The following is an 11465-nucleotide window of genomic DNA, read 5'->3' as shown; positions in this document are numbered from 1 at the left end:
TGGCTCTACCTCGCCGACTCCACCACCGGCCTGGCCATCGCCGACACCGTCACCGGCATCCCCCTGACCGCCCTGGCCGCCGTCGTCGTCATCTGGGCCTTCCGCCGCTCCACCAAGCGCCTCATCACCGCCCCCGCCCAGGGCTGAAGCCCACAGGGGTCACCGCACCGCCGATCCCCGCCGCGCATGCCGACCCCCCTCGGCACGCACGGTGGGGATCGCTCGTGTGCGGGGCGCTCGCCCTCGCGTTGGGCCGTGCAGGGCGGGGGCCAGGGGGTTTGGGTTTTACGCGGTAAAACCGAGCGGGCACCGCGGCGCAGAGTTTTACGGGGTAAAAGATCGCGGCGCGCGCGGGGAAGAGCTTCGCCCAGCTCAGGCGGCGTTAGTAAGGTAACGCCCATGGCATCATCAACCTCCGGCGAGAGGGAGAAGGTCACCTCCAAGCTGCCCGGACAGCTCCGATCCCGCGTGAAGGTCCGCGCCGCCGAGCACCGGCTCGACATGCAGGACGTGGTGGCCCAAGCGCTCCAGGCCTGGCAGCAGGCCGGCCCGCGCCCCGCCGCCAACACCTCCGGGGCCCCGCCGTTCAGCACCTGGCTGGCACCGGGCGTCTACGACACCTTCAAAGCGCACTGCGCCGACCGCAAGGTCTCCTACATCCAGGGCTTGGCGCAGGCCTTGGAGCTCTGGCTCGCCGACCACCCTTCCCCACAGGAGGAGCACGTGGCAACACCGCATCCCCGACGCAGGATCCTGGCCAACCAGAAGGGCGGCGTGGGCAAGACCGCCCTGACCGCCGGGATCGGGCAAGCCTACGCCGAAGGCACCGAGTACGGCGGCCCCGCTCAGCGGGTGCTGCTGGTGGACTTCGACCCCCAGGGGCACCTGAGCACCCAGTTCGGGGTGGACAACCTGGCCCTGGGCAGCGACAGCCTGGTCAAGCACATGACCGGCGAGGCCCAGGGGAACCTGGCCGACCTCATCGTGCCCATCGCCGACGAGCGCTTCGGCGACCGGCTGCACCTGCTGCCGGCGTGCGCCGACGGCTTCGTCCTGGACGTGAAGCTCTCCACGATCCGCGCCCGCGAGGCCGCCCTGGAGCGGGCCCTGGAACCGCTGGAGTCCGGCTTCGACGTCATCGTGGTCGACTGCCCGCCCAGCCTCGGCCTGGCCATGGACAGCGCCATCTACTACGGGCGCCGCCGCCCCGAGGAGAAGCCCGCCGCCTCCGGGGTGGTGATCCCGGTGCAGGCCGAGGACTCCAGCGCCGACGCCTACACCCTGCTGACCGGGCAGATCGAGGACCTGCGCCAGGACATGCGCCTGGAGGTCGACTACCTGGGGCTGGTGGTCAACATGTACGACAGCCGCCGCGGGTACATCGCCACCTCCTCGCTGCAGGCCTGGCAGGAGATCGGCGACCCGGCGGTGATCGCGGTGGTGCCCGACCGCAAGGAGCAGCGCGAGGCGGTGCGCAGCAAGCAGGGCCTGCTCGTCTACGACCCCAAGTCCGACCAGGCCGCCGCCATGCGCAAGATCGCGGGGATCCTCTCATGAGCAAGGCCGACAAGCTGGGCCGCTCGGCCTCCTTCGGCGCCGCGGGGCGGGCCACCAGCGCCCGCCGCCAACTCATCTCCCAGGCCGCGGGGGAGGCACCCGCGGACCCCTCCCGGGTGCCCCTGGCCCATCTGGCGGGCAACCCCGAGAACCCGCGCGAGAGCCTGGGCGACCTCTCGGAGCTCGCCAACAGCCTGACCGAGCACGGGCTGCTGCAACCGCTGCACGTCATCCCCCGCCGCGCCTACGTCCACGCCCACCCCGAGCACGAGGAGGCGGTGGCCGAGGCGGTCTTCGTCGTCATCAACGGCAACCGCCGCCTGGCCGCCGCACGGCAGGCCGGCCTGGAGACCGTGGCGGTGCACGTGCGCACCCCCCGCGGCGAACAGGACGACAGCGAGGTCACCCTGCGGGCGGCGGTGCTGGCCGAGAACATCCACCGCCAGGACCTGCACCCCCTGGAGGAGGCCCGCGAGATCGGCAAGCTCCTGGGCCAGGGGTTGAACCGCTCGCAGGCAGCCGCCCTGCTGGGCAAGTCCAACGGGTGGATCACCCAGCGCCTCATCCTGCTCGACCTGCACCCGGATCTGCAGCAGGCGCTCAAGGACGGGGAGCTGAAGCTGGCCCAGGCCCGGGAACTGGGCAAACTCCCACCCCAGGAGCAACTGGCCGCCCGCCGGGACCAGCAGGAGGAGTTTTACGCGGTAAAACCCGCCGACCCCTCCCCGGCGGCCCCGGCGCAGCCCAGAACCCCGGCGGCGAAGAACCCACCGCCGGGTGCCGCCCAGCCCAAGGGCGCCCCGCAACCGGGCGAGCAGCTGACGCTGGACCTGTCCTGGGACGAGCCCGAAGTCCTGGCCGAGCAGGTCTACAAGGAACTGGCCTCAGGGCTGGGACCCGACGAACTCCAGCGGTTCGCCCAAGCGTTCCTGGACCGCCTGTAGTTCGGCCCCTCTGGGGTGCGGGTGGCGCTACGGTCGGCCGAGGAGCAGCGAGCACGAGGGGCGGCACGATGGGGCAGCGGCGCGCAGGCATGGGGCAGAGCGGGCTGGGGTCGGCACGCACGCGGATCCGGCAGAGCCTGCCCACCAAGGTGGACCTGGTCGACGATCTGCTCGCGCCGGGGTCGGTGCCGCCGCTGCTGACACTGGAGGAGGCCCACGACGTACTGATGGTCCTGGAAGCCGCGGCGGCCGCCGCTCCCAACACGCCGACGGCAGAGCGGGTCTCGACCCTGGCGGACCGGCTGCGGGTGCGCCTGCACGAGGCGGCACGCCAGGCCTAGCGTCCGGCGGGTGTTGGTGCGGGGTGGGGTTGACACAGGACCTCGTGTCCAGGGGGCCGTCCACGCCCCTTGCGGTGCACCGCTCCGGGGAGGGGTTCGGGGGCGTCTGGCGGGCGCACCGCCCTGCGTTTTACGCGGTAAAACCCGTCGAGCTGTACAGCCCCTCTCGTGGACCTTCCCGGGCCCTCGGTGAGGGGCCGGGGTTTTACCGCGTAAAACCCGCGGACGCCGCCTGGCGGTCACCGCGCCCGCCCTCGGGTGGCCGCCCCCGGTCATGGCCGAGTCGCACCCCGGCCACGGTGGCCACGCCTCGTGGCCACCGCGCCCGGCGCCACCGGCGGGCTCTGGCCATCGTGGCCAAGGGGTGGCCACGAGACGGGCTCCGCCCTCCGCCACACGTTCTGGTGGCCACCATGTCCCGACCTCGAGGACGGGCGTGGCCACGGTGTCCGGCCATGGCCGGCACCACGCCCCGGGGGGTGCGGGGGACGGGGTGAAGCGGAGGGTTTTACGCGGTAAAACCCACGAGCTCCTCCACCCAGGAGGTGGGGCCGCCCGTCACGACAGGCGGACCCCAGTTGTGCCCTGGGTCGTGATCCTCCCCGCCCTCAGGCCGCCGTCCCGGGAGCGGGAGGGCCTGCCGGTTCAGTCTCCGAGGAACCACAGGTACAGGTGTTCTCCGTCCAGGACTCGCTGCCCCAGGTCCAGCAACTCGCGCGCGAACTCGTCGGTGAGCACGCCCGGCGGCAGGCGCGGTACCTCTCCCAGCAGGGTGGACACCTGGCGGCTGTGGAACACGGTGTCCGCGTACGGCAGCAGGTGCCCCAGCATCGCGAACACCGACTGGTCCAGGCCGGCCAGCTCCGCCCCCAGACCAGACCGTGCTCAGCGCGAGTCTGGATGGTGCCGTCCTCGCCACGGATCTGAAGATGGATCACGGCCCGAGCCTAGAGCTCCAGGACCCGCCGTGTGGACCCTGGCGCACCCCGACCATGGGTGGCCACCGTCCTTGGCCACGCATGGCCGGCGCCACCGTCGGGCTCTGGCCACCGTGGCCAAGGGGTGGCCACGATCCGCCCTGCGCCCTGCGCCGTGCCCGGGGCTGGTGGCCACGCGTGGACAACGGTGGCCAGGCGTGGCCAGGGCCTTGGCCACCGGGGCCGGCGGTGGCCAAGGAGGGGCACGGGGGCGTTGGACACGTTGGATGCGCCGGTGGGTCGAGGGCGCCCTCGGGCGAGGGCGGCTCGTCCAAGACGAGGAGACAGGGCGGTGGCGCCTCGCCACCGGAGTTGAACTCGGGGTTTCCCAGGTGCCGTGTCCATCGTCCCTGCGGGGGCGTCACGGTGCGCACCCACCTGCGGTTTTCCTGGCCAGCGGCCGGGGTTCGGGAGGCTCGGCGGGTTTTACCGCGTAAAAATCCGCGTCCGCCAGCGAGTGGGAGAGGTGCCCTGAACCGGGCACACGGTGCGCTGCAGGGGCGTGTCCATGCGTGGCCAACGCCTTGGCCACGCATGGACATGTCGTGGACACCGCCTCCGGCACCGGCCGCGTCAGGTAGCGGTGCGTCGGCCGGCGCCGGAGGGTTTTACGCGGTAAAACCGGCGCGCTCCGGATGGTCGTGGCCACCGTGGCCACAGCCCTGGCCACCGTGGCCACGGGGTGGTGCGGCCGGGGTTGGCCACCCTCCGCACCACCGCGCCCGGGCGGGCGCCGGCCCCGGCACGGAGCCCGTCTCAGGCACCGGCGCCGGGGTGTGTCCGGGGCGGTCAGTGCGGGGTGTCCACCAGCGGGCGCTGCGGGGCCAGCTCGCTGCGGTAGCGGCGCGCGGTGCGCGGGGAGGCGTGGATGCGCTCGGCGATCTCGGCGTCGGTGATCTCGGGGCGGGTCTGCAGCAACTCCCGCACGCGTTCGCGCTTTTGCTCAGGTGAGAGCAGTTCCGGCACGCTCTCCTGCTCCACCGCGGGCGCGGGTTCGGCGGCCGCCGCCGGCTCGCGGGGCGCCTCGGCCGCGGTCTGTTCCTGGGGCGGGGCGCTCTGGAACACCGGCCCTTCCCGCGTCCAGTAGGGGGCGGGCACGGTCTCAGGGACCGGTGCGGGCGCCTCCTGCGGGGGGTGCGCCTCGGAGCCGGTGGCCACCTCGACCACGGCCGTGTCCGGGGCGGGGGAGGGCGTGGCCACGGTGGTGTCCACCGTGTCCGCCTCCTCCTGGCCATCGCCAGGAACGGGGGCGGGCGCCGGCTCCTGCTGGCCACCTTCGTGGCCACCCTGGACAGCGTGGCCAACCCCATGGCCAACCTCGTGGCCACCCTGGCCGCCCGGGTTGGCCAGGGCCGTGACCTCCTCGGCGGTCATGGCCACCGAGGACGCGGTCATCGCCCGGGTCAGAGCGAAGGCGGTGTCGAGCTCGTACCCGTTGTCGAGCATCCACCGCAGATGCCGCGGGGTGTGCCGGCGCCAGGTGAGCCCGTGCTGCTCGCGCAGCATCGCGTAGGCCAGCTGCCGGCGCTGCTCGTGCTCCAACGCCCGCGGGTAGGAGGTGATGCCCCACCCCAGCATCAGACGGGCCACCTTCAGCGTCGAGACCGGGTGCGCCACCCAGCGCCCCACCGGGATGCGGTCGGCGGCCTGGCCGTGCGCGAGCCCCGCCAGGTGCCGGATCCACGCCGCCACCCCCTCCGCGATCAGGATGATCACGATCGGCGGGCCCGCGTGCCCCAGGTAGGAAGCGGTGGACCCGTCCCCCTGGGAGACGTTGAGGATGATCGTGATGGCCGACAGTGCGTAGGCCGCCCACCGGTTCAACGCGTGCCGGCGCCCCTGCCACTCCATGAGCAGGTCCATGGCCAGGAAGTAGACGATGACCGCGTCGATACCCACCGGGAACAGGAACCGCAGGTCACCACCGTTGAGCGCGTGCAGCTGAGTGTCCTCAAGCCACGTGGCCGCCTCGTACAGGGCCGCGTAGCTCATGGTGAACGCGACCAGGATCAGCGCCAGCGCCACCACCGCGATGACCACGGTCGCCACCAGGTAGCCGCCGTGCAGGGACACCGCCCCCGCACGCCCCGGCCCCGGGGCCGGCCTCGGTCTGCGCGAGGCCGCGCGGCGCATCCCCCACACCGCCACACCGGTCACGACCAGCGCCGCGGCACACACCAGCCACCAGGTCGAGGAGGACAGCACATCGGACATCGGTTTCTCCCAAATCGCCAGTAACCGGACGAGTCTGTCAGAAGCTGCGGACCGGCTCCTGGTTCTCGACCCGCGTTCGCCCCCGCCCCGCGCATCGGCCATCATCACCAGGCAACGCGAGAACACCCCCCCCACCACGAGGAGGAGCCCGGCAGTGGAGGACACGGCCCAGCACCGGCGCGGCAACCGCAGGATCGGCATCCGCCGCGACAACTACGTCAAGCTCAGCCTCAGCGACGACGAGCACGCCCTGCTGCTCCAGGCCGCCAAGGACCAGGCCATGACCCTGAGCGGGTTCGCCGCCCACGCCGCCCTGGGCGTGGCCCGCGAGACCCTGGCCACCTCACCCGACGCCCGCCAGATCCTGGTGGCCCTCAACGACGCCGTCATCGCCCTGGAACACCTGGGCGCCGACCTGCGCACCCTCACCGACCCCGCACCCGACCAGGTCCGGGCCCTGCTCGAGCGCGCCGCGGCCGCGGTGGAGATCCTCGAGGACGCGGGCGAGGCGGTTGTGGAACACTCCCGACCATGATCGCCAAGGTGATGCGCGGCCAGGACACCCTCGGACTGCTCAAGTACCTGTACGGGCCCGGAAGCGCCAACGAGCACACCGACCCCCACCAGGTCGCCGCCTGGCGCACCCTGGGCGTCCCCGACCCCGGCCGCACCCCCGAGGCCGACCTGGGCGTGCTGGCCCGGCGCCTGGACCGGTTCGTGCGCCCCCAGGTGCGCCGCCACGTGTGGCACTGCGCGATCCGCGTCGCCCCCACCGACCGCCCCCTCACCGACCCCGAGTGGGAGCAGGTGGCGCGCCGCCTCGCCTCGGCCGGCGGGGTGGCCCCCCTGGGCGATGAACGGGCCTGCCGGTGGGTGGCCGTACGCCACGACGGCCCCCAGAGCCACCACATCCACCTGCTCGCCACCCTGGCCCGCCAGGACGACACCAACCCCGACATCCACAACGACGCCCTGCGCCTGCGCCAGGAGTGCCGGCGCCTGGAGGACGAACTGGGGTTGCGCCCCACCAGCGCCTCCGACAACACCTCCGCCCCCTCGCCCACCCGCGGCGAGACCGAGAAGGCCCTGCGCGAGGGCCGGGAGCGGCCCTCGCGCGCTGTTCTGGAGCGTCTGGCCCGCCGTGCGGCGGCCACAGCACGCGCCGAGGAGGGGTTCTTCGCCGCCCTGGGGGAGGGTGGGGCGCTGTTGCGCCTGCGCGAGAGCGCCGCCGGGGCCGTGACCGGGTACGCGTTGGCTCTGCCCGGGGATGTGGCCCCTGATGGTCAGCCGGTGTGGTTCTCCGGCGGGTCCCTGGCCCCGGACCTGTCCCTGCCCCGGGTGCGCTCGCGCTTCGCTGACGCGCCCCCTGTTCCGGCTCCGGTCCACGAGGGCGGGCCCTGGGCGGGTCTGACCCGGGCGGTGCGCGCCCAGGGGGAGCTGTGGGGGCCCTGGGGTGCGGGGGCGCGTGCGTCGGGGGTGGCGGCGCTGTCCGATGCGCTCACCCTGGCCGCGGCCACCGCGCCGCCCTCGGTGGCGGGGGCTGTGGGGGCGGCCGAGCGGGACTGGAGCCACGCGGGGCGCCCTCCGGTGCGTGCCTCGGCCACGGTGGCGGCCGCCCGGCTGCGCGAAGCGGCCCGCGCCCTGGCCGCGGCTGATCCGCAGGCCCTGGGGGACGAGGACGCCTGCCGGGAGGCGGTCCGAGAGATCACGTCGATGGTTGGCCAGGTCGCCCACTGGTACCGGGACCGGGGGTGGGCCCCTCAGGAAAGGGCCGCTGAACTGGCACGGGAACACCTGGTACAGGTAGCGGGAGCCGGGGCGGGCGAAGACAACACCCTCACCTTGACGATGTAAAGCTCAAACGGGAGAAAGGCAGCCCCAAAACGGGTCTAGCCCTCTGGCCTGCGACAAGTTCCTACCCCAGGCCTAGGGCTCCGCCCCACCAAGCACCAAACCCCGGCGGCGGGCCGCGAGCTGACCGGCCCCGCCGAGGCGGGCGGACCCTACTTGGCCCGCCCGCCCTTGCGCCCCGGACCACTCCCGCGCCGGTTGACCGGCCCAGGAGCGCCCTTGCGGGCCGCGAGCTTGCCCAGCGCCTTGTCCACACCCACCGGCGCATCGATACCCCCGCGCCCGGGACCCACATTCGGACGCTGACGCGGCGCACCCTGCGCCCGCTCGGGCTGGGCACCGTCCAACTCCTCGATGACCAACCCCTCCCGGCGCACCTCCAGCGTGCGCGCGTAGGCGCTGATGCACGCACCCACCACGTCCTTGTCGCTGCGCGCACCCGCCAGGCGCTCCCGCAGCTTCGGATCCTCCAACGCCTCCGAGGCCAGGTACAGATCCGCGCGCTTGCGCGAGCGCGTCATCGCCGGATACAGCGAATGCGCGTCCGCCCCGATCCCGTACACGTGCACACGCGCACACGTCAGCCCCTGAGCGGCCGCGATCGTCATCGCATACCCATGACTCAGATCGCCCCGCCCGATCGCCTCAGGGCTGATCCAGGCACTGTGCACACGACCACGGCGGCGCCACTCCACCCGCGCCCCGCGCCGGGTGTCCACCTCGGCCACCACCCCGCGGAACCCGTTGAGGACGTCCTCGCCCTCACCGCGCCGGGACCGGTAGTCGTTGCGGCGCACCCGCACCACATCCCCCGAGGCCAACGCCAGCCGGTCCCCGCCCCGCAGCACGAAACCGACCTCCTCGCCCTCCAGGTGGCCGCCCGCCCGGGCCAGGGAGCGGATGCGGTGGTTGAGCTCGTCCACGTCCCCGTTGCGGGCCGCGAGCACCAGCACGTCCTCCACGCCCTGGAACCGGTCCTCGATCCCCTGGCGATCCCCCCACCAGGCCTGGGCGATGGCCTCGTGCGCCTCGTGGGCGCGCTCGGCGGCGTGCACCCGGCCCGCGCTGCCCCACACCGACAGCGCGACCTCGCGCCCCTCCTCCAGCCACGCCGCCAGCGCCTGCTGGTCCACCGCCTCGCTCTGCCGGCGGTTCTGCGTCAAGGTGTCGCCCTTGACGATGGTGTGTACCGCCGCGAACGTCCCCCCGACCCCGATCGCCTTGAGCTGCTTGGGATCGCCGATGCCCACGACCTTGGTGCCGGTGCGCTCGGCCTCGGCCACCAGCACCGCCATGGACAGGTCATCGACCATCGCGGCCTCGTCCACCACCAGCACGTCCACACCCTCAAGACCGGGCCCGGACTCGATGCGCTGCAACCAGGTCGCCACGGTGCTCGAGGAGATCCCCGACTCCGCCTGCAAGTTGGAGGCGGCCACCGCGGCGACTGCGGCGCCCTCAACCTTGTACCCGGCCGCCTCCCACCCGGTGTTGACCGCGCTCATCAGCGTCGTCTTACCGGCCCCGGCCACACCCCGCACCATGTCCAGCCCGTGGCCCGCACCCATCAGCCGCGCGGCCACCCGCCGCTGCTCCGCCGACAACGCGAACCCGCGCTCGGCCTCGAACGCGCGCAGCACCGCCACCGCCTGGGTGCGCTCGACCACCGCCGCGCCCTGGCCCAGGCGCCGCTCCGCCGAACCGGTGATCGTGCGCTCAGCATCCACGATCCGCTTCGAGGTCACCCGGGCGGCGTTCGACAGGTGTGCGCCCTCGCTGGTGGGCAGCGCCACCGCCTCACCGGATCCCAGCACCGCGTCGGTGAGCACCTCCAGCTCCGAGAGCCGGCCCACCCCGCCCGGCAGCGCGGCCGCCACCGCGGCCATCACCTGCGCCCGGTTGACGACCTTGCGCTGGGAGGTCACCCCCGTCCGCGGATCCCAGACCTTCGCGACCAGCTCCTCCAGCGACGGCCGGGAAACCTCAGGCCCCGGGGCGCCTGCCCCGGGGAGTGCGCCGGCGACCACCGCGTCCACGTCAAAACCCGACGCCTGAGCCCGGGCCCGCCACGCCTGACGCGCCGACCCGGTCTCGCTCAACGGGTTCTTGGCCTCGGCCAGCACCCGCCCCGCGGCCTGCTTGTGCTCCCGGGAAGCGTCCTCCCCCACCAGGGCGTTGATCTGGCGGGCCCGCGAACTGAACACCCCGCGCAGCGCCGGGTCGAACCCGGCGATCTCCCACTCACCCGTGCGCTCGTCCTGCTTCCACACCGCCCCGTAGCGGCGCGTCAGCTTCTCCCGCATCCGCGCCTTGGCCAGCTCACCCGCCAACGCCACATGCCGGTGCAGATCACGCCCACCCGCCGCCAAGGTCCGCCACTTGCCATCGGCGCACTGGACCATGTTCGGGATCATCACGTGCGCGTGGATGTGCGGATCACCGATCTGCCCCTCCACCGGCCGGGCCGAGCGGTGCAGCGTGATCGAGGCCGCGAACCCGCTCGCCTCCACCCGCTGGGCCCGCTCACCGTCACCGTGGTGGCCGCTCATCCCGTAGGCGACCCACCCCTCGACGTCGGCCACGGTCTCGCGCACCGACTCCAGGTAGATCTCCTCGATCTCCGCAGCCGTCTTCTCATCCGACAGTGCGAAGGCCAAGGACACGCTCTTGGGCATGTTCAGCACCAGGTCATAGCCCCGGTTGCCCACCCGCACACGATCATCGCCATGGGCGCGCGCCCGCTCCAGGTCCGCCGCATCCCACACCCGGCCCGGGTCCACACCCGCGGCCTCGGCGATCGCCTCCAGCTCCGCCACCGGCGCCCGGTGCCCCTGCCCGTCACGCACCAGCCCCTTCTCCAGGCGGGCGAACCGGGCGGCCAGACGCGGCGACTCCAACAACGCGGCCGGCTCCATGTGCGCGGCCTCGGCCACCGCACGCACCGCCTCCACCAACGGGGCGGCCTCGAGCTTGGCCCGTGGGTCCACGGCCATCTTCGGGGCCACCAGCTGCTGACCGGTGCGCGGATCGCGCCCGGCCATCACCTGGCGCATCGACTCCAGCGCGGCCTCATCGCCCAGCGGGGTGCCGGCCCGCTCGCCGAACGCCGCCCATCCCGACCCGACCCGCTCCACCGCACGCGCGGCCCCGTACAGCCGGTAGTCCTCGGCCGCCTGGGCGTCCTCATCACCAGGGGAGTGCGATTCGTTCTCGCCGTGGGTGTGGGAGGCCTGGTCGCAACCGCACTGGCTCTGCAGCCGGTAGTCGACCTGGGAAGCGTCCGGGCCCAGCGTCGTCACCCACGCCACGCGCAACCCCCTGGTGGTCCAGCAAGATCCCCGCGCGCTCAACCCACCCGGTACAGCAAGGGGCTGGGAACGCGCCTACGGCGACTAGGACGCCCACGAAAGCCCCTTAGTTCGCACCAATCACCCACAAAACAGCCCGCACACCCGCTTTTTCGGGGCCAGGCGGGCGCGGCCCGTGGGGCGGGGCCGCCCCCGCCTGGACAAAGACCCCGACCAGGGACACAGCAGGGCCCAAGGCCAGGGGGGCGGGAGCGGAAGGGGAGGGGGATGGGG

At 73.2% G+C, this 11465-nt stretch carries 8 protein-coding genes; 5 read left to right on the top strand and 3 right to left on the bottom strand.

What is annotated here, in order from left to right; all coding sequences use genetic code 11:
• Positions 1–399 precede the first annotated feature (399 nt).
• From Q8791_RS27340 to Q8791_RS27330, 3 genes are all read left to right on the top strand, one after another.
• The gene (locus Q8791_RS27340; RefSeq protein WP_330094703.1) at positions 400–1557 is read left to right on the top strand and encodes a ParA family protein; all 1158 of its coding nucleotides are present in this window, start codon (positions 400–402) and stop codon (positions 1555–1557) included.
• On the top strand, positions 1554–2501 hold the full coding sequence (locus Q8791_RS27335; protein ID WP_330094702.1) for a ParB/RepB/Spo0J family partition protein: 948 nt from the start codon (positions 1554–1556) through the stop codon (positions 2499–2501). The genes Q8791_RS27340 and Q8791_RS27335 overlap by 4 nt, the downstream gene beginning before the upstream one ends.
• Positions 2502–2569: 68 nt before the next feature.
• The gene (locus tag Q8791_RS27330) at positions 2570–2842 is read left to right on the top strand and encodes a hypothetical protein (protein WP_330094701.1); all 273 of its coding nucleotides are present in this window, start codon (positions 2570–2572) and stop codon (positions 2840–2842) included.
• Positions 2843–3487: 645 nt separating this feature from the next.
• On the opposite strand, the gene Q8791_RS27325 is transcribed toward Q8791_RS27330, so the two are convergent.
• Together Q8791_RS27325 and Q8791_RS27320 are read right to left on the bottom strand one after the other, a co-directional pair.
• Positions 3488–3682, bottom strand: coding sequence for a hypothetical protein (locus Q8791_RS27325; protein WP_330094700.1), 195 nt, complete (start codon positions 3680–3682; stop codon positions 3488–3490).
• A gap of 926 nt (positions 3683–4608) precedes the next feature.
• Positions 4609–6033 (bottom strand): DUF2637 domain-containing protein, encoded by a 1425-nt coding sequence (locus Q8791_RS27320; RefSeq protein WP_330094699.1) that lies wholly within the window; start codon positions 6031–6033, stop codon positions 4609–4611.
• Between the two features lie 154 nt (positions 6034–6187).
• Here Q8791_RS27320 and Q8791_RS27315 point away from each other — a divergent pair, with 154 nt between their 5' ends.
• Both Q8791_RS27315 and Q8791_RS27310 read left to right on the top strand, forming a co-directional pair.
• Positions 6188–6568: a hypothetical protein gene (locus tag Q8791_RS27315; RefSeq protein WP_330094698.1), complete on the top strand. Its 381-nt coding sequence runs from the start codon at positions 6188–6190 to the stop codon at positions 6566–6568.
• Positions 6565–7887 carry a relaxase/mobilization nuclease domain-containing protein gene (locus Q8791_RS27310; RefSeq protein WP_330094697.1) on the top strand — a complete coding sequence of 441 codons (1323 nt, stop codon included), beginning with the start codon at positions 6565–6567 and terminating at the stop codon, positions 7885–7887. Before Q8791_RS27315 ends, Q8791_RS27310 begins: the two co-directional genes overlap by 4 nt.
• 149 nt (positions 7888–8036) lie before the next feature.
• Here Q8791_RS27310 and mobF read toward each other — a convergent pair whose 3' ends face one another.
• Complete coding sequence (gene mobF, locus Q8791_RS27305) at positions 8037–11192, bottom strand: MobF family relaxase (protein WP_330094696.1); 3156 nt, start codon at positions 11190–11192, stop codon at positions 8037–8039.
• Between the last annotated feature and the right edge of the window lie 273 nt (positions 11193–11465).

It is taken from the genome of Nocardiopsis codii (assembly GCF_036327455.1).
GTDB lineage: Bacteria > Actinomycetota > Actinomycetes > Streptosporangiales > Streptosporangiaceae > Nocardiopsis > Nocardiopsis codii.
This window is presented reverse-complemented; position numbering and strand designations above follow the sequence as displayed.

Coding starts and splice junctions, on each gene's coding strand:
- Q8791_RS27330 (WP_330094701.1), top strand. CDS start 2,570: ATGGGGCAGCGGCGCGCAGGCATGGGGCAGAGCGGGCTGGGGTCGGCA.
- Q8791_RS27340 (WP_330094703.1), top strand. CDS start 400: ATGGCATCATCAACCTCCGGCGAGAGGGAGAAGGTCACCTCCAAGCTG.
- Q8791_RS27335 (WP_330094702.1), top strand. CDS start 1,554: ATGAGCAAGGCCGACAAGCTGGGCCGCTCGGCCTCCTTCGGCGCCGCG.
- Q8791_RS27320 (WP_330094699.1), bottom strand. CDS start 6,033: ATGTCCGATGTGCTGTCCTCCTCGACCTGGTGGCTGGTGTGTGCCGCG.
- Q8791_RS27310 (WP_330094697.1), top strand. CDS start 6,565: ATGATCGCCAAGGTGATGCGCGGCCAGGACACCCTCGGACTGCTCAAG.